Here is a 19,246-nt window from a genome sequence, read left to right on the forward strand (position 1 = left end):
GAAAACAACAGCGCTCAATTTTTTTGCCTGTAGAAGGAAAAGCGGAGGCGCCCGTGTAGCTATGCCGGGCATAAGACAGACCAGCAGTGTGGCGCTTTTTGCCACGCCGCTGGGTTGACTTATGACCCGAAGAGCTAGGCACTTGCAACTGGACAACAAGAAAAGCGCAGGCGCCTGTCCTGAATCGACGGGCTTAAGGCCGATCGTCGAAGCGGCGCTTTTTGTCGCATAGACGGAATGACTTAAGACCCCGAGATTCAAGGGGCCGAAGCTGGACACAAAAAAACTGACTCCCAAGAGGGAATCAGCTTAATGCTTCTGTAATGACTGGTACAATCTGCTTTTTGCGTGATACGACGCCCGGCAACAGGACACGGTTATCAACTACGCTTGATTTAAAGGCGCTTTCGATGATGCCGGCTCTTTGGCCAAGAACGATGGCGACTGAATTATTGTTGAGGATATCGGTAACAGCAAATACGAAAAGATCGAGTTTTTTAGCAGAGATGGTATCAGCCATCAATACTTCAAGTTCTTTTTGGCGAATCATGACTTCCTCTACATCGATCGCATTGACTTGCGCAACTTCAAATCGGTGCTCGCCTGCTTCGAACTCTTTCGAATCCAATGAAATCAGGTCTTCCAATGTTTTATTGCTCAAATCGGCTCCAGCTTTCAATAGATCAAGGCCATAGCTTTGCGCATCCACATCCGCGATTTCCGCCAATTCAGCAGCAGCTTTCACATCTTGGTCTGTGCAGGTCGGTGATTTGAAAAGAAGAGAATCCGAAATAATAGCAGAAAGCATCAAACCTGCAATGTTCGGTGGTACTTCTATGCCGTTTTCTTTAAACAGCTTTAAGATGATGGTCGTCGTGCACCCAACCGGTTCCGCACGGAAGTATAACGGATCGGTCGTTTCAAAGTTGGCGATACGGTGATGGTCCACCACTTCAATCACTTGGACCTCGTTGATGTCTTCAGCACTTTGCTGGCGTTCGTTGTGATCCACCAGAATCACTTGTTCGGCTTCTTTGGCAACATGCGTCACCAATCTTGGCTGGTCGAATTTGAAAGTCTCCAAAGCGAATATGGTTTCGTTGTTCACTTCACCTAAGCGGATCGGTTCAGCAACCATGCCCATTTCATTTTTTAAATAGGCATATGAAATGGCCGAACAAATTGAATCGGTGTCCGGATTTTTGTGACCCAATACTAAAACATTTGACATGAATGATAGCCTCCTGGATAACTTAGTTTCTGTGCTTATTCTATCACAAGTACCCCAATTGAAAAAACCAAACTCCAAGAACCAAATAAATAAAACTAAAGATGGGTAAGTTTATAGAATTATCAGTATTTTTAAAATTCATTGTGTACTTTAGCATATGCGAATGGTATAATATGACTAACTAATTCAAAGTTAGGTGGAAGGAAGAGATGTCTGTGACTATTTTACTGGAAAAGAAATACATTCCTCTGGCTGATTATTTCTCCGGAGCGACGAATTCTTCAATAAAGTTAACATTTTCCGAAATTGAACAAATCATGGGACAGAATTTGCCTAATGCTGCCTACTTAAACAAAAGTTGGTGGAAAAAGACAAAAGCGCCGGCCAAACATTTTCACGCGTGGGTGGATGCCGGTTATTTCGTCAGCGATGTTGAACCAGATCGCTTTGTTGTCTTCGAGAGAGCGGATCTTTCAAATGGAAAAGGTTCGGCTAACGATGACGAAGACCAGGACATTTTATTGATCCGAACTGCAGAGCATGGGGACGCACGCTCCCTGGCCGCTTTACAGAAAACAGTGGAATCCGAATCTGACTTTATGCTATACGCTAAAGATGAACGGACCCAATCCACACAGAAAGTCCGAAAGCAAATCATCGAATGGAAACAAAGTGGCCATTCGACCATCATCATCGCCATCCTCAATGGCCAGCATGTCGGTTATTTGATGATTATGGGCAATGCAGCCAAACGGGCCGCTCACCGTGCCTCGATTGACCTCGGTCTCCAAAAGGATGCACAAGGCAAAGGAATCGCAAAATCCCTGCTCCAAAAAGCAGAGGAATGGTCCAAGGAAAAGGGCATCACCCGACTGGAATTGACGGTCGTCGAAGAAAATGAACCTGCCCGCAAATTATATGAAAAGGCCGGGTTCGAATCTGAAGGCATCCGACAAAAGTCCATGATGATTAACGACGAACCCCATAACGAAATTTACTTGGCCAAGTTTCTGGATTAGAAAAGCGCATCACACATTTTCATAACCCAGACAAAAAAGGAGCATACCACTGGCATGCTCCTTTTTTGTCGATTTAATTTAAAATTGTCAGCCATAAGTACAAGCCGGTCAAGGTGATGAACAAAGTCGGAACCGTCAGGATGATACCGATTTTGAAATAATAACCCCATGTAATTTCTACGCCTTTCACCTTCAGTACGTGCAGCCACAATAAAGTCGCCAGTGAACCGATCGGCGTGATTTTCGGCCCTAAATCTGACCCAATCACATTGGCGTAGATTAACGCCTCCCTCACAACTCCAGTTGTCTCGGTTTCCGCGATAGCCAAGGCATCAATCATGACAGTCGGCATATTGTTCATAACAGACGACAGAATTGCTGCGATGAAGCCCATTCCAATGGTGGCTGAATATAAACCATGGCTTGCTGTCCATTCAATTGCTGTTGCCAGCACCGATGTCAGCCCCACATTTCTCAAACCATACACCACGACATACATGCCGATGGAGAAAAAGACGATGGCCCAAGGCGCCCCTCTTAAAACAGTCATTGTTTCAACTGATTTACTTCTTCGTGCAATCGCCAGGAAGATGATGGCGACCGATCCAGCGATAAAGGAAACTGGAATATTCAATGCTTCGCTGCTGAAATAACCAATCAGCAAAATCACCAGTACTGCCCACGACAAACGAAAAATCTTGATATCTTTTATTGCCGATGCCGGCGTTTTCAAGACACTGTCATCAAAATGTTTCGGAATATCTTTCCGGAAATACAGGTACAATACCAGCATACTTGCCGCGATGCTGAACAAGTTCGGTACAGCCATGCGGATTGCGTATTCGGTAAAGCCGATGCCGAAGAAATCTGCAGAGACAATATTGACCAGGTTGCTGACTACAAAAGGCAGTGACGCCGTATCAGCGATAAATCCACAAGCCATGATAAAGGGTAAAATCATTGCGTCTTTGAATTTCAGTGCCCGGACCATCGCCAAAACAATCGGCGTCAAGATCAATGCCGCCCCGTCATTCGCAAACAACGCCGCTACGACTGCCCCCAGCATGATGACCAGGAAGAACATCCGCAATCCACTGCCTTTGGCAAAACGCGCCATATGTAAAGCGGCCCATTCGAAAAAGCCGATTTCATCCAAAATCAATGAAATGATGATCAATGCAACAAATGTCAATGTCGCATTCCAGACAATGCCGGTCACGTCCCAGACATCGCCGAAATCAACAACCCCAAACAGCAACGCAACAACTGCCCCCGCAATGGCGGACCAGCCGATCGACAAGCCTCTCGGCTGCCAAATAACAAATATCAATGTGACGATAAAAATAAAACTCGCTAAAAATACATCCACGTTCATCCAACTCCCTATTCACAATTCACTTTTTTCCCTTCCGCAATCAAGCGGCCAATTGAGCGGCGAGGTTCCGGCAATAGATCCAATAAATGAATCAACACCGAGTACTGCATATGCTGCGTGTTCAAGGACCAAATCGTCCAACGTCCGCGCTTTTCTTCCCAAACCAGTCCAGCATGTTTCAATTTGCGCATATGCTGGCTGATGGCCGGCTGCGTCATTTCCAGAAGATCTGTGAATTCACAGATGCATAAAGCCTCTTTGGCCAGGAATTTTAAAATCAGCAATCTTTTCTGATCACCAATTGCTTTTAAATACGTCTCCATTTGATCATATTCCATATCTTCACCTTCTTTTACAGCACTTCACCCATTATATAAGCAACCACTTATGTATTCAAGAGAGAATGTGAAAACCTCGAACTATTGCTCCTCAAAACCTTCATCCGTAATTTCTCACACAAAAAAACCCGAACCAGCAATGCTGATTCGGGTTCTGCTCTTTATTACGCGAGTTGCTCAAGGACACGCAATGATTCACGGTTAAACGCCGGGATATCATCCGGCTGGCGGCTGGTGACCAATTGGTCCTGGCACACGGCCACTTCTTCGTCCACTACAGTGGCGCCAGCATATTCCATATCGACTTGAATCGACTTATAGCCTGTGGCTTTGCGGCCTTCCAATGCTTTCGCCGTAATCAATAATTGAGGTCCATGACAAATGGCAAAGACAGGTTTTTTCGCATCCATGAAAGCTTTTGTAAACTCTACAAAACGATCATCAGCACGCAATTGATCCGGAGAAAATCCTCCCGGCAGGAACAAAGCATCATAATCATCGGCGCTGACTTCGTCAATGCCTTTATCGATGGTGACAACCGCTTCTCCCTGTTTGCCGGTAACTTCTTTGCCTGCTTCTTTTTCGATAGTGAAAACTTCGTGACCTGCATCATTAAATGCTTTCGACGGATCAGTATATTCCACATCTTCGAACATGTCTGTAATCAACGTTGCAATTTTTGCCACTATCTTCCACTCCTTCTGTTTAATCATTCCCTTTCAGTATTCCACAAAAAAACGGGATTAAACACCGAACTAGCGAAATTTCGAGACAAATGGATTTTCCGACTCCCAAAAACGATAAGGATAATGAACCGCTTCGAGTGAATTTCCGATCCCTACCCGCGGTCCGACCGATACGGCATGGACGGGGTCTCCCTCGGCGATATAAAGCGGTTTCTCCGTAAAATGGTGGCCATAATGATCCATCGTGATGGCCATCGCTTTGGTCAGCTTCCCTGGTCCACTGGTCCACTGTTTAATCGGCATATGCTTACCGCGCAGTTCAGCCATCAGGTCTATGCCTTCCACCGGTTCGACTGCACGGATTAAAATCGCCCGCGGGGTGTCTTCCGGCCCGCTGACGACATTGATCAATGTGTGGGTATGCATTTGATAAGTATAAGCGAGTCCGGGTTTTCCGAACATGATTTCTGTACGCTTCGTGCGCCGATTGCCAAAGCTGTGGGCAGCGCGATCTTCCGCACCCATATAGGCTTCCGTTTCTACGATGCGCCCCGCAACGATGCCGTCCGGCAATTCATGGACCAGGATCTGGCCCAGCAGACTGCGGGACAGTTCCAGTGTCGGAGCATCGAAAAAATCAGCAGAGACTGGTGTAAACATAAAATCCCCTCCTGCCTCTATTATATCGAATGGGAGGCAGTCACTGCATGGATAAGCGGTTCGATTTCCTGAATTCTGTCGTCGTTGAAAGCTTCGACGATCGCACTTCCCACAATAAATCCATCCACATCATCCCGCAGCATCTCGACGTGGCTGCTCTTCGAAATTCCGAAGCCGGCATAAACCGGAACCGGGCTTTTCTCCCGGACTTTGCGCATGAACCCTTTCACTTCTTCCGACATTTCATCGCGTGAACCGGTTATGCCTTTGACGGTTACAGCGTAAACGAAGCCTTCCGCTTCGCTTAAAATATCGTTCAGCCGGGCATCAGTCGTCGTCAACGTCACCAACTGGATCAACTTGATGCCTTCCTTATCGACATAAGGCTGCACAAGCTGCTTGTGTTCAAAGGGAAGATCCGGGATGATGACGCCTGAAACGCCAGCTTTGCCGCATTCAGTAGCAAAACGTTCCACCCCGAATTTCAGCACCGGATTCAAATACGTCATCACCAGCAAAGGAATCTCAACCTGAAAAGTCCAACTCTGCAGTTCTTCCAATACTTTCTGAAGAGTGACGCCCTGCTTCAACGCACGGTTGCCCGCTGCTTCGATTGTCGGGCCATCCGCCACCGGATCCGAAAAAGGGATACCGATTTCAATGGCCGTTACACCCGCTGTCTGCAGGTACTGCACTTGTTCTTTCAAGCGGTCAAGCCCGCCGTCTCCCGCCATGATGTAAGCGACAAACGCTTTGTTTCCTGTACTTTTCAGTTGCTCCAGTCGATTCATGACAGTCCCTCCAGTTTCTCGGCATATGTTGCCATGTCTTTATCGCCACGGCCTGACACGCAAATGACCAAAATCTGATCGGCAGTCATCGTTTTTGCCTGCTTTTCAGCTTCCGCAATGGCATGAGCGGACTCCAGTGCCGGAATGATCCCTTCAAGACGGGACATGCTGATGACCGCAGCCAAGGCTTCCTCGTCCGTAATCGACCGGTATTCAACGCGGCCGATATCCGCCAAATAGGCATGCTCCGGCCCAATCCCCGGATAATCAAGGCCTGCAGAAATCGAATGCGCTTCCTGCACCTGGCCTGCATCGTCCTGCAATAATTTCATCAACGCCCCATGAAGGACACCTTCAGTTCCCTTGGTTAAGGTTGCAGCATGCTTGTCCGTATCGACACCTTCACCGGCTGCTTCAACACCGATCAACTGAACATCTTTGTCTTTAATAAATGGATAGAACATGCCGATGGCGTTGCTGCCGCCGCCCACACATGCCAATATGGCATCAGGCAAGCGACCTTCTTTATCAAGAATCTGGCGTTTCGTTTCTTCCCCGATGACGCTTTGGAAATCGCGGACCATCGTTGGGAATGGATGCGGTCCTAAAGCCGAGCCGATCAGGTAATGCGTATCTTCCACATTGGACACCCAGTAGCGCAGTGCTTCATTGACGGCATCTTTTAACGTTGCACTGCCTTTGGTGACACTTTCCACACGCGCCCCTAGAAGCTTCATGCGGAAAACGTTCAATTGCTGGCGCTTAATGTCTTCTTCGCCCATGAAAATAACACATTCCAAATCGAAAAGCGCACAGATTGTCGCTGTCGCAACCCCATGCTGTCCCGCTCCGGTTTCCGCTACGATTTTACGTTTGCCCATGCGCATGGCAAGCAGCGCCTGGCCGATCGCATTATTCACTTTATGGGCACCGGTATGATTCAAGTCTTCCCGTTTTAAATAGATTTTCGGACCACCCAATGCTTCCGTCATCCGTTTTGCGAATGTCAGCGGCTGTTCACGCCCTACATATTCGGATAAATAATGATGATATTCTTTATGGAATTCAGGATCTTCTTTTACTGCCTCATAGGCATCTTCCAATTCTTTGACGGCTTTCATCAAGGTTTCCGGCACAAATTGTCCACCGTACTTGCCGAAAAATCCTGTTTTCTCTATTGTCTGTTCCATCGAATCATCCTTTACCTGTTTTATGAACTCCTGTATTTTCGCTGTATCTTTACGTCCATCCGTTTCAACTCCGCTGGAAACGTCTACCATATAAGGAGCAGTCTGACCGATTGCCGCATGGACATTTCCAGGATTCAAGCCGCCCGCCACAATCAGACGGGATGGATCGATATCGGCTCCATCGAGTAAAGACCAATCGAATACATTGCCGCTGCCCCCTCGGTATTCAGTACCCGGGGCATCCACTAATATGTAATCAGCCTGCGACTTCTTCAATTTCCCTACATCTTCTTTCGTGCGGATTGAAAAAGCTTGGATTACGGGAACTTGGATTGCCTGCACCAGTTCGTCCGGCTCATCCCCATGCAGCTGAACCATCGTTAATGGAACGCCCGCGATAGTGTCTTCAATTTCCTTCAAGGAAGCATTGACAAAAACGCCGATTTTATCTGTATCTGCGGGAATGTGTTTAGCCAACTCAGCTGCCTGCTCAATCGTCACCTGACGCTTGCTCGGAGCAAAGACAAATCCAATGGCATCTGCCCGCTTCGCCGCTTTGACATGTTGTTCTTCCTTCAAACCACAGATCTTCACTTTGGTCATTGGATTGCCTCCTCACTCGTCGCCTGTCGAATCCAGCTCCCCGGATCTTCTGAGCGCATTAACGCTTCCCCCACTAAAATACCGGAAGCTCCGTTTGCATAAGCGAATTTCGCATCCTCCTTTGTATGCATTCCACTTTCGCTGATGAGCACCCGCTCGCCATCAAATGGAAATTTCTCAGCCAATTGCGCGGTTCGTTCAATCGATACATCGAAGGTCTTCAAATCCCGATTATTGACGCCGATCAGTTTTGCATCCAATTGGAGTGCCGCCTGCAATTCCTCTTCGTCGTGGACTTCCACCAAAACTTCCAGCCCTTTAGAAAGGGCATACTGATAAAGGTTCTCCAGCTGCTGTTTTTCAAGTGCTGCGACAATCAACAGAATGATGGTGCCGCCTGCATTTTGCGCACGGTCAATCTGAATTTCACTGACCATGAAATCTTTACATAGCACTGGAATTGAAACAGCTTGCGCCACTTTCCGCAGGTCGTCGATCGATCCCTTAAAATAGGTTTCATCCGTCAGCACCGAAATTGCGGCAGCTCCCGCTTCTTCATACTTTTTGGCTTGCCCCACAATATCCACTTCGGTCTGGATATCACCTTTCGACGGAGACGCCCGCTTAATCTCTGAAATGACACCATTCTTTTCCTGCAGATGTGGAAGCAGCTTTGATTTTTCAGGAAAAGCGTTATTTTCGGGCTGTACCGGTTTATAGGTTTTTATTTCTTCATATTTTGTCGCAATGATTTTATCCAATATCGTCATGCAAATACCCCCGCTGCTAACCGGTGCAAGTCAAAGACGCGCGCGGTTTCGCCAGATTTGAGTGATGCTTTCGCCTGCTGCACCCCTTCTTTCACTGTTTTCGCTTTGCCGCTGATATACAATACAGTACCTGCGTTCAAAGCAATCGTGTCCAGATAAGGGCTGTCGGCTCCAGATAATACATCCATAAAAATTTCTGCATTGCGTTCAGGGTCTCCTCCACGAATCGCTTCGATTGGGGCGACCTCTAAACCGACTTCGTTCGGGTGAATGGTCATTTCCCGCTTGCCCAGTTCATCAAAAACGATCAGTTCATTGGTGCCGGCAAGCGATAATTCGTCTAATCCGCCTGCTCCGTGGACCAAAGCTCCTTTTTTCCGACCCAGCCGGATCAAGGCATCTGCCATCGGCTCCAGCATGTCACGGCGGTAAACCCCGGTCATCTGAACCGTAATCGGAAGAGGATTCGCCAAAGGTCCAACTAAATTGAAGATCGTCGGCGTACCGATGTCTTTACGAATCTGGCGCAGGCCCCCAAGTGCAGGATGGATGGCTGGTGCAAAGAGTAGCGCAATTCCCGTCTGGTCCAGCATTGTCGGAATCGCTGCAACGTCCGTTTCCGTTGAAATACCCAGTGCTTCCAAAACATCTGAACTACCAGTTTTGCTGGAAACACTGCGGTTGCCGTGCTTTGCAACCGTTAAGCCGCAGCCTGCCAGCACAAAAGCCGTCAATGTGCTGATGTTAAAGCTGTATGAACGATCCCCGCCGGTTCCGCAAACATCGACCAGTTCCCCTTCCACTGCTGGAAGTTTCACGGCTTTTTCACGCATCGCCTTGACCAGCCCCACCAGTTCATCTGCGGTCTCGCCTTTTTCATGCAATCCGGATAAAAAGTTTTTTACCTGTTGTTCATCTATTGTGCCGTTCAAAATCTCCAATGATCTTTCATACATCGTTTGTTCGTTCATATTCTCTACTCTGCTCATCTCAATCTCTCCTCGTCTCGTTTTTGAATGCAAAAATCCCCGCAACCAGATAGTTATCTGATTGCGGGGACGGGTTGAAACCGCGGTACCACCACGCATTAATGCAATGAATTTCTGCACTCACTTAAACAGGCTCTTCGCCTTTCCCTTTAACGCAGGGCTTACGTCTCCCTTACTCGCTTCCGCTTTCAGGCCAGCTCTCCTAAGTCCATTCGCGCAGTTCATCCAATCAGCTTGCACCAGCCGCTGACTCTCTAAATGGAGCTCCCTGCCTACTCGTCTCAATCCTCGATTTATACACTCTTCTATTCTCGTCTTCACTGGGCTCTTCTCTCAAAAGGACTTGCTTCTCGTACAACAAGTTGACCCTTATCTTAAAAGGTTTTGTTTATTCTGTCAAGTAAAAGAAAAGCGGAAGCAGCCGTCTAGCCTCGACAAGCGCTGGAAGTCCTGCTGGTAATGGCGCTCTTTGCCATTGCTGGCAGGACTGAAGCGACTCGAGAGGCTGGCTGCTGGAGCTGGACAAAGAAAAGCGGAAATGGCCATGTAGGTCCGACGGCATAAGACAGACCGGCAAAGCGACATCTTTTCAGTCGCAAAGCCGGGTTGGCTTATGACCCTAGGACCTGGCCGTTGGAGTCTGGACAATAAGAAAAGCGGAGGCGCCCATGTAGATTCGACAGTCATAAGACGAACCAGCAGAGTGGCGCTCTTTACCACGCCGCTGGGTCGGCTTAAGAAAAGCAGAAGCAGCCATCTAGCCTCGACAATGAAAAAAACGCAAACAGCCAGAGTCTCCCCGCCGCTTGCGCTCCGTTAAATAATAATCACTGATAGTAACCATCCAATTCTTTTCGCAAAGCCGCTTTCAGGAATTTCCCGACCGAGGTCTTCGGCACTTCTTTCAAAAAGACCACATCGTCCGGCACCCACCATTTGGCAAATTGACTTTCCAGATAAGTCAGCAATTCGGATTTCGTCGCCTCGTCTTCCGTATAGCCTTCTTTCAGGACCACACAGGCGAGCGGCCGCTCCATCCACTTTTCATGTGGAATTGCGACAACTGCCGCTTCAAAAACCGCATCATGGGTCATCAATGAATTTTCCAGGTCGACGGAGGAAATCCATTCGCCGCCGCTCTTAATCAGGTCTTTCGTCCGATCTGTCAGTTTAATGTAGCCATCCGGTTCGATGACGGCGATGTCGCCCGTATAAAGCCAGCCGCCCCTAAAGGCATCTGCGGTCCGTTCGTCTTTATAATATTCATCGGCGATCCATGCACCTTTAACATTCAGTTCACCCATCGTTTCGCCATCCCATGGGGCTTCGCCGTTTTCATTGACGATCCGCACTTCCAATCCCGGCATCGGCAAGCCCGCCATAGACCGGCGCTCAATGCGCTCATCCATCGTCATATCAGCCATCGCCGAAGTAGTGATGGCCAAACTGACAAGCGGAGCCGTTTCTGTCATCCCATAGCCAGTCACAAACGGCACATGATATTTTTCTTCAAACGCCCGGATCAAGCCCTTCGGTGAAGCCGATCCACCACAGATGATCATTCGAAGGGTTTCGATATTGCGCGGGTTCGCTTCCAATTCTTTCAGTACGCCCATCCAAATGGTCGGAACGCCAGCAGTCAGTGTAACTTTTTCTGATTCAATCAAATCCAGCAGCATGCCTGGAGCAAAGCCCGGCCCCGGCAGCACTTGCGTAGTGCCGAACAAGACGCAGGCAAATGGCAAGCCCCATGCGTTGGCATGAAACATTGGAACAATCGACAAAGCAATGTCACGTTCCGACAAGCCCATGGCATCGGCCATGCCCAGCGCATAGCTGTGGAGCACCAGGCCGCGGTGTGTATAGACGACACCTTTCGGGTTGCCGGTTGTCGCCGATGTGTAGCACATGCCGGCCGGCGTGTTTTCGTCCAGATCTTCCGGAAATTCAAAGCTGCCATCTTCAGCAACCAGCAGTTCTTCATAGGAGTAAACATTTTCAAGCGTGGTTTCGGGTAAATCCGTTCCATCTTTCATGATGACGAAATGCTTGACCGATTTCAGCATGGGCGCGAGTTTTTCGATTAGCGGGAACAAATCGTGATCAACCAACAGAATTTCATCTTCGGCATGATTGATGACATAGGCGATATGTTCCGGAGACAGGCGGATATTGATCATGTGCAGAATGGCACCGGCACCCGGCACACCAAAATACAGTTCCAGGTGGCGATGATGATTCCAGGCAAAACTTCCGACTTTCGTTCCCCGCTCCATACCGATTTTCGTCAAAGCAGCAGCCAATTTGCGGGTTCTTACCGCAAACTCTTTATAGGGAATGCGGTGGACCATGTTTTCACCAGTCCGCGAAATGATCAATTTTTCAGGAAAATAACGCTCTGCTCTTTTTACAAAAGAAGATAATAATAACGGCGATTCCATCATGTGACATCCGACTCCTTTTTCGCTCTATTTTTTTCAATGAAAAACGGGTGCTCGTGCCGTTCATACGCTTTTAAGACAGGCGCCAGGCAGGCATCCACCTGCAAGGAAATTTGGTACCACTCCTGCCAATCCTTCGAGTAGAAAAAATCAGCGACTTGCTGATGCTCCGGACCCCCCACCGACTTTTCTCCCCATTCCAGCCACTGGGGCTGTCCGGCAAATTCACAAAACGCCCGCCAAAATTTCTCTTCCAGCGCTCCTAAAGTCATATAACGTCCGTCTTTTGTTTCATAGATGGCGTAGCTGATCCGCGCGCCCCCGATTTCCGGGACCCCTCTTTCCGACACACCCGCCGCATGGTAGACATCATGATTTCCGAGAAATTCCGCCATCACTTCAACCAGAGCAATATCCAGGTATTCCCCTTGCCCCGTACGGAATTTTTTAAATAAAGCGGCTATCAGCTGTTCAGATGCCAACAGTCCACCCGTAAAATCAGCAAATGTATTTGTCGGATGGACCGGCCGGCCCGATGCATCCCTCAATTGGTCCAAAGCACCCGACAAAGCCATATAGTTCAAATCATGGCTTCCCAATCCAGCCATTTCACCCCTTTGTCCATAACCCGACAGGGAACAATAAACCAGGTCCGGCTTTACCTGCTTCAAGCTGTCATAATCCAACCCTAACTTTTTCATGACACCGGGCCGGAATGTTTCTATAAGTGCATCAGCACTCTTCACCAATTCCAGCATTTCCAGGTGGCCTTCAGGTGATTTCAAGTCGATATGGACAATTTTTTTACCCCGGTTATTCGCCTCGTGGACATGCCCTCCGCTCATATAGCGCGCCGGATCGCCGGCCGGCGGTTCAACTTTGATGACTTCCGCACCCAGTTCAGCAAGCCGCATGCCCGCATACGGCCCCGGCACGTAATAAGTGACATCCAATATGCGCACGCCTTTCAACGCATCTTTCATCTATAGGCCCATCCGCTTGGCAATGATGGTCTTCATGATTTCGTTGGAACCGGCGTAAATCGCTGCCACTGGAATATCGCGGTACCGGCGTGCAATTTTATATTCTTCCATATAGCCGTACCCTCCGTGCAATTGCATGCATTCACCGGAAATCTTTTTGGCCGTATCGGTCAACCAAAACTTCGCCATCGACACTTTGGACACAATGTCTTTTCCAGCCATATGGTCTTCAATGAGCGATTCCAAAAATGAATGGCCCAATTCGATTTCCGTCGCCATCTCCACCAATTTAAATTGGGAATTCTGAAACGAACCGATCGGCTTGCCAAAAGCCTTTCTTGACTTCACATATTCCAAGGTCATTTCCAGCATATCCTCTGAAGCCACTTGTGCAGCCATTGCGACCACCAGGCGTTCCTGCTGCAGTTTTTCCATCAAATAAGTAAAGCCTTTGTTTTCTTCGCCGATTAAATTGGCGGCTGGGACAACGCAATCCTCGAAGTACAATTCCGAAGTATCTTGTGCATGAAGGCCAACTTTATCGAGCTTGCGCCCTTTCTCAAAGCCCGGCGTTCCTTCTTCCACCATCAATAAGGAAATCCCCCGGTGCTTCGGTTCCGCTTTCGGGTCGGTTTTTACCACCACCAGCACCAATGTTGAATTGATGCCGTTGGTGATGAAGGTCTTCTGGCCATTGACTATGTAATTATCGCCATTCCGAACGGCAGTGGTTGATATATTGGCAAGGTCAGACCCTGCTCCCGGCTCTGTCATAGCGATCGCTGTAATATGATCGCCAGAAACGCAGCCTGGCAGCCAGCGCTGTTTCTGCTCTTCGTTTCCGTAGGCTTCAATATAAGGTACGGTAATGTCATTATGCAGACCCACCCCTGTCAAACTGGCACCGACACGTTCCATTTCTTCCCCAATAACAACTGCGTATCGGAAATCAAGACCGAGACCGCCGTATTGTTCTTCAACTTGAGGGCTTAAAAAACCCATATCCCCAAGTTTTTTCCAGAATGATTTCGGAATGAGGCGATCTTTTTCCCATTGGTCATAATTCGGTACTGCTTCCTTCTCCAAAAACTTCCGTAACGATTTACGGAACATCACCTGTTCTTCTTCTTCAAAACGATATTTCCCCATCCTCTTCGTCCCCCTTATTTCGGCTGCATGCGGATTGCTCCGTCAAGTCGGATCGTTTCCCCATTCAACATCGGATTTGCCGTTATACTTTCCACTAATTGCGCATATTCAGCAGGCTTCCCGAGACGCGCCGGAAATGGTACAGCTGCCGACAATGAAGCAATGGCTGCATCCGGCAGCCCTTCCACCATCGGCGTCTCCATTAATCCAGGTGCAATTGCCATGATGCGGATTCCGTCTCTTGCCAGTTCCCGCGCTATCGGCAGCGTCATCGATACCACCCCGCCTTTTGATGCACTATAGGCCGCCTGCCCAATTTGCCCTTCATATGCGGCTACTGATGCTGTTGAAATAATGACTCCGCGCTCCCCTTCTTCATTCGGTTCATTTTTCTGCATAGCTGCCGCGGCAACCCGGATTACATTGAAACTGCCGATCAAGTTCACTTTGATGACTTTTTCGAATTGATCCAATGCTATCGGTGTGCCTTTGGATAACACTTTCCCCGGTGTACCAATCCCTGCGCAATTGACGACCAAATCAATGCTGCCGAACTGTTCGAGTGTTTCGCTTATATTCTGTTCAACCTGCGCCGCGTTCGTCACATCGGTTTCTTTGTAGATGACCGATTCTTCCCCCAGTTCCTCAATCAACTTTTTCGCGCGTTCCGCATTCAAATCAAAAATAGCAGCTTTTCCGCCACTTTCTGCAATGCGGCGCACCGTCGCTTCCCCAAGCCCGGAAGCTCCCCCCGTAATTACTGCACTAACCTTTGAAAATTCCATTGTCATCCCCCTTAGTTTTCAAAAAATCTATAGTTTCTCAATGATTGTGGCATTTGCCATTCCCATGCCTTCACAAATTGCCAGCAGACCATAACGCCCATTCGTTCGCTCCAGTTCATGCAGCAGCGATACCAGTAATTTGGTTCCAGTTGCCCCAAGCGGGTGGCCAAGCGCAATCGCGCCACCGTTGACATTCAATTTTTCAGGGTCTCCACCGATATCATTCAGCCAAGCAAGCGGAACTGGCGCAAACGCTTCATTGACTTCATAACGATCCATATCGCCAATTTCGAGCCCTGCTTTTTTAAGGACTTTCTTCGTTGCCGCAATCGGCCCCGTCAACATCAAAGTTGGATCGGAACCGACCACAACACGCGCCAATATCCGGGCTTTCGGCTTTAAGCCAAGTTCACGCGCTTTCTCTGCTGACATCAATAGAACCGCAGAAGCACCATCACTCATTTGGCTGGCGTTGCCTGCAGTAATTACGCCATTCTCATCAAAGGCCGTTTTTAACCCTCCGAGAACTTCCTGGGTCGTTCCAGGACGCGGCCCTTCATCAACTGCAACGGTTTGTTTTTCCCTGTCTGGCCCCTGTGTTTCAATCGGCACAATTTCACGCTCGTAATGTCCTTCACGAATGGCCTTTTGCGCCCGTTCATGGCTTTGCACTGCATAAGCATCAAGCTGATCTCGGGTGAATCCCCATTTTTCAGCAATTCGTTCTGCCGACAATCCCTGATTGATGATTTCATATTGATCGGTCAACTTTTCGCTTAGCTCCGACCCCTGCATATTGGAAAACATCGGTACGCGCGTCATGCTTTCCACTCCGCCCGCAATGACGATATCCATATCTCCCGCTAAAATCGCCTGCGCTCCGAAATGCACTGCCTGCTGGCTCGAGCCACATTGGCGATCGATAGTCACTCCAGGCACATAGTCTGGAAAACCGGCAATTAGCGCCGCAGTTCGCGCAATATTGCCGCCTTGTTCTCCCGCTTGGGAAACACAGCCTAGAATGATATCTTCTACTTCACTTTTTTCTACACCTGCACGCTTCACCAACTCTTCCAGCACTAAAGCTGCCAATTCATCCGGACGTTGATTGGCAAACTGTCCTTTTCTCCGCCCTACCGGCGAACGCACCCCTTCTACAATGACAACTTCTCTCATACTCTTCACCCCATCACAATTATTGAAATCGCTTTCATTTAGCAGAATTGAATGACTATTCACTCATTAAATCTATTGTACAAGAACCTTTTCCCAAATGCTACAAGAAAAGCGGAAGCACCCGTGTAGTCCCGACAAGAGCTGGAAGGCTTACCGGTGATGGCGGTCTTTGCCATCGCGGGTAAGCCTGAAGCGACTCGAGGGGCTGGGTGCTGGAGTCTGGACAATAAGAAAAGCGCAGGCAGCCGTTTAGCTCTGCCGGGCATAAGGCAGACCAGTAGTGTGGCGTTCTTTGCCACGCAGCTGGGTTGACTTATGACCCAAAGAGCTGGCTGTCGGAGTCTGGACAATAAGAAAAGCGCAGGCAGCCGTTTAGCTCTGCCGGGCATAAGGCAGACCAGCAGTGCGGCGTTCTTTGCCTGATAACTCTCGTTGGAAACCAAAAAAATCCACTGCCTAAGCAGCGGATTTTTCATTTACTCTTCGATCAATCCTTTTTCAATCAGGAACTCACGGGCGACATCACTCGCAGCCTCTTGGTCTACATCAATGCGTGAATTCATGGCCAGCATCTCTTCTTCACTGATTTGCCCAGCCAGTCCGCCTAATACTTCTTCAAGTTCCGGGTACTCTTCAAGTGTTTCCATCCGCACAACAGGAACTGCATCATATTTCGGGAAAAACGACAGGTCATCTTCTGTTGTTTCAAGATCGAATAATTCGATTCGGCTATCTGTTGTGAAAGCTGGAATGACATCTACCTCTCCACTTTGGACAGCCTCATACATGATGGCCGGATCAAAACTTTCCGTTGCAGAAAACTCAAATGGATAGATGGCGACCAAGTCGTCGTAACCATCTCCCTGACGTTCATAGAACGGATGGGGTGCACCGAAACGCATGCCTTCCGATTGTGAGATCTCCGCTAAATCCGAATAGGTTTCAGCCTCATAGCCACTGTCTTTTGAATAAGCTAAAGTATAGCCGTTTTCAAAACCCAGCGGTTCAAGCCAGGTTGCCCCCAGTTCTTCTTCATAGCCAGCTCTGACAATCTCCAGCACTTCTTCTGAAGATTGGCCAGGCACTGATTCTTCCTTCAGAACGTCCTTCAACCCCGTACCCGTATATTCTACGTACATATCGATATCTCCTTGTTCCAAGGCAGGCGTTAAAATTGATACTTCACCGAGACCATCTTCGTACTCTACGGTGTATTCCGAGTTCGCTTCAATATACTGCCCAAGAATATGAGGTAGAATATATTGTTCTGTCCATGGCTTACCGCCGATCACAAGTGGATCCGATGCATCTCCACCTGATCCGCAACCCGCAATCACTGTGGTTCCAGCCAATAAAATACCAAATGCTATTTTTTTCATGCTCATTTCCTCCTATGTTTTTAAGCCTTTTGGCGTTGCTCTCTTTTCGATCCACTTCAATATCTGGTCAAACCCGATGGCAAGCAGCGCAACTGGAAGGGCTCCTGCAAGAACCAACGCGTTATTATACGATTGCAGGCCGCGGTAGATGATGTCCCCCAAACCGCCAGCCCCGACGAATGTCGCAAGTGTAGCGATCCCGACAGTCAGGACGGTCGCCGTTCGTATCCCCGCCATGATAAAGGGCAATGCGAGCGGTAATTCGATTTGCCGCAATATCTGTGTCCGGGTCATGCCCATCCCCCGCCCCGCTTCAATCGTGGAACCGTCGACACCTACAATTCCGGCATAGGTATTCCGCAGAATCGGGAGCAAGGCATAGATGATGAGTGCAATTAAAGCCGTTGGTGAACCGATTCCCAATATAGGAACCAAAAAGCCGAACAGCGCAAGACTTGGGATGGTTTGGAAAACAGCCGTCACACCAATAATCGGTTCAGCGTATCGCCGGTAGCGTGTGATGACAATTCCAAGCGGCAGTGCAATCGCAATGCCGATTGCAACCGCTACGAATGATAGATAAATATGTTCCAGAAGCGCGCTGATGATCATATCCTGCCGATTGATGAGTGTATCGAAAAAATTCCTCATACCAATACCCCCGATTCCTTAACAAGAGCAGCCTTCAATAAATCACGGTCATTGGCATAAGCCACGACCTTTTCATCTTCGATGATTGCCAAATAGTCCTGATCGCTGTTATCCAGTTGAGTGAAAGCTGCTTCAATTGTGGAGTCAGCAGAAATATTCTCGGCATCGCCTGCCCAGTCCCTTGTAAATAGATCCAGAAACTCCACCAATCTCTTTTCCCCGAATGTCCGCTTCTGATTGATGCGTTCTACACCGATAAAATTACGGACAAACTCATTTGCGGGATCGTCGATCAATTGCTGGGGCGTTCCTGTCTGTTCGACTTGGCCGTCACGCATTACGATGATGGAATCTGCGATTTTCAGTGCTTCATCCATGTCATGTGTAACGAAAACAATGGTTTTGTTGATGGTTTGTTGAAGATTTCGGAGTTCGTCCTGCAATTGTTCCCGGCTGATGGGATCAAGTGCTGAAAACGGTTCATCCATTAAGACGATGTTTGGGTCTCCAGCCAAGGCACGCACTACTCCTACGCGCTGCTGCTGTCCTCCACTCAACTCGAGGGGATAGCGGTCCATATAGATTTCGGGATCCAAGCCGACCAACTGGAGCAACTCGCGTACCCGCTCTTCTTTTTTAGCTTTTGGCCATTCCAGCAGTTTCGGAACCAGCGCCACATTGTCCGAAATGGTCATATGAGGAAACAGTCCAATACGCTGAATAACATAGCCGATTGAACGGCGCAGTTGAACTTCATCCATTCCATTAATGGGCTTTTCATCGATATAAATACTCCCATCAGTCGGTTTTTCCAGTTTATTGATCATTTTCATCAAAGTGGTTTTACCGCAGCCGCTGGGGCCGATGATGGCAGTCAATTCATGAGTGGGAAGTACGAGTGAAATGTCTTTTAATGCTTCCGTTCCATCCGGAAAACGCTTTGTGACATTTTCAAATCGAATCATAGCCTCCGCTCCCTTCTGTTTCTTTCAGCCTAGCTTTTTTATACCCTCTGGCAACTCTTTATACT

At 48.4% G+C, this 19,246-nt stretch carries 18 protein-coding genes and 1 other annotated feature; of the genes, 1 reads left to right on the forward strand and 17 read right to left on the reverse strand.

Annotated features, from left to right (window positions below):
• Positions 1–304 precede the first annotated feature (304 nt).
• On the reverse strand, positions 305–1,231 hold the full coding sequence (locus ACRC6Q_RS13880) for a manganese-dependent inorganic pyrophosphatase (RefSeq protein ID WP_223637021.1): 927 nt from the start codon (positions 1,229–1,231) through the stop codon (positions 305–307).
• Positions 1,232–1,440: 209 nt separating this feature from the next.
• Between ACRC6Q_RS13880 and ACRC6Q_RS13885 the strand changes: the two genes are divergently transcribed.
• Positions 1,441–2,250: a GNAT family N-acetyltransferase gene (locus tag ACRC6Q_RS13885; protein WP_223637025.1), complete on the forward strand. Its 810-nt coding sequence runs from the start codon at positions 1,441–1,443 to the stop codon at positions 2,248–2,250.
• A 73-nt stretch (positions 2,251–2,323) separates the two neighbouring features.
• Here the strand turns inward: ACRC6Q_RS13885 and ACRC6Q_RS13890 are convergent, their stop codons facing one another.
• The 16 genes from ACRC6Q_RS13890 to ACRC6Q_RS13965 form a co-directional block, all read right to left on the reverse strand.
• Complete coding sequence (locus ACRC6Q_RS13890; protein WP_431466841.1) at positions 2,324–3,619, reverse strand: arsenic transporter; 1,296 nt, start codon at positions 3,617–3,619, stop codon at positions 2,324–2,326.
• A gap of 14 nt (positions 3,620–3,633) precedes the next feature.
• A complete protein-coding gene (locus ACRC6Q_RS13895; protein WP_298832577.1) occupies positions 3,634–3,963 on the reverse strand; it encodes an ArsR/SmtB family transcription factor in 330 nt (109 codons plus the stop codon).
• A 164-nt stretch (positions 3,964–4,127) separates the two neighbouring features.
• A complete protein-coding gene (locus ACRC6Q_RS13900; RefSeq protein ID WP_298832580.1) occupies positions 4,128–4,649 on the reverse strand; it encodes a type 1 glutamine amidotransferase domain-containing protein in 522 nt (173 codons plus the stop codon).
• A 69-nt stretch (positions 4,650–4,718) separates the two neighbouring features.
• Positions 4,719–5,309, reverse strand: a complete 591-nt coding sequence (locus ACRC6Q_RS13905; protein WP_431466842.1) for a DNA-3-methyladenine glycosylase — start codon at positions 5,307–5,309, stop codon at positions 4,719–4,721.
• Positions 5,310–5,329: 20 nt separating this feature from the next.
• Positions 5,330–6,100: a tryptophan synthase subunit alpha gene (gene trpA / locus ACRC6Q_RS13910; protein WP_431466843.1), complete on the reverse strand. Its 771-nt coding sequence runs from the start codon at positions 6,098–6,100 to the stop codon at positions 5,330–5,332.
• Positions 6,097–7,893 carry a tryptophan synthase subunit beta gene (gene trpB, locus ACRC6Q_RS13915; RefSeq protein WP_317851919.1) on the reverse strand — a complete coding sequence of 599 codons (1,797 nt, stop codon included), beginning with the start codon at positions 7,891–7,893 and terminating at the stop codon, positions 6,097–6,099. Before trpB ends, trpA begins: the two co-directional genes overlap by 4 nt.
• On the reverse strand, positions 7,890–8,663 hold the full coding sequence (gene trpC / locus ACRC6Q_RS13920) for an indole-3-glycerol phosphate synthase TrpC (protein ID WP_298832589.1): 774 nt from the start codon (positions 8,661–8,663) through the stop codon (positions 7,890–7,892). The genes trpB and trpC overlap by 4 nt, the downstream gene beginning before the upstream one ends.
• Entirely contained in the window at positions 8,660–9,652 is a 993-nt protein-coding gene (gene trpD, locus ACRC6Q_RS13925; RefSeq protein ID WP_298832592.1) for an anthranilate phosphoribosyltransferase, read from the reverse strand. The genes trpC and trpD overlap by 4 nt, the downstream gene beginning before the upstream one ends.
• A 62-nt stretch (positions 9,653–9,714) precedes the next feature.
• Positions 9,715–9,950: a binding site (T-box leader), on the reverse strand.
• 529 nt (positions 9,951–10,479) lie between these two features.
• Entirely contained in the window at positions 10,480–12,096 is a 1,617-nt protein-coding gene (locus tag ACRC6Q_RS13930) for a long-chain fatty acid--CoA ligase (protein WP_431466844.1), read from the reverse strand.
• Positions 12,093–13,076: a CaiB/BaiF CoA transferase family protein gene (locus ACRC6Q_RS13935; RefSeq protein WP_298832597.1), complete on the reverse strand. Its 984-nt coding sequence runs from the start codon at positions 13,074–13,076 to the stop codon at positions 12,093–12,095. Before ACRC6Q_RS13935 ends, ACRC6Q_RS13930 begins: the two co-directional genes overlap by 4 nt.
• Complete coding sequence (locus tag ACRC6Q_RS13940) at positions 13,077–14,225, reverse strand: acyl-CoA dehydrogenase family protein (protein WP_223637047.1); 1,149 nt, start codon at positions 14,223–14,225, stop codon at positions 13,077–13,079. It lies immediately after the preceding gene.
• A 14-nt stretch (positions 14,226–14,239) separates the two neighbouring features.
• The gene (locus ACRC6Q_RS13945; protein WP_223637050.1) at positions 14,240–15,010 is read right to left on the reverse strand and encodes a 3-hydroxyacyl-CoA dehydrogenase; all 771 of its coding nucleotides are present in this window, start codon (positions 15,008–15,010) and stop codon (positions 14,240–14,242) included.
• Positions 15,011–15,037: 27 nt separating this feature from the next.
• Positions 15,038–16,186 carry a thiolase family protein gene (locus ACRC6Q_RS13950; RefSeq protein WP_431466845.1) on the reverse strand — a complete coding sequence of 383 codons (1,149 nt, stop codon included), beginning with the start codon at positions 16,184–16,186 and terminating at the stop codon, positions 15,038–15,040.
• Positions 16,187–16,662: 476 nt separating this feature from the next.
• Complete coding sequence (locus ACRC6Q_RS13955; RefSeq protein ID WP_223637056.1) at positions 16,663–17,565, reverse strand: glycine betaine ABC transporter substrate-binding protein; 903 nt, start codon at positions 17,563–17,565, stop codon at positions 16,663–16,665.
• 12 nt (positions 17,566–17,577) lie between these two features.
• Complete coding sequence (locus ACRC6Q_RS13960; RefSeq protein ID WP_223637059.1) at positions 17,578–18,216, reverse strand: ABC transporter permease; 639 nt, start codon at positions 18,214–18,216, stop codon at positions 17,578–17,580.
• Entirely contained in the window at positions 18,213–19,181 is a 969-nt protein-coding gene (locus ACRC6Q_RS13965) for an ABC transporter ATP-binding protein (RefSeq protein ID WP_431466846.1), read from the reverse strand. Before ACRC6Q_RS13965 ends, ACRC6Q_RS13960 begins: the two co-directional genes overlap by 4 nt.
• Positions 19,182–19,246 lie beyond the last annotated feature (65 nt).

The organism is Planococcus sp. SE5232 (genome assembly GCF_050686535.1).
Classification (GTDB): Bacteria; Bacillota; Bacilli; order Bacillales_A; family Planococcaceae; genus Planococcus.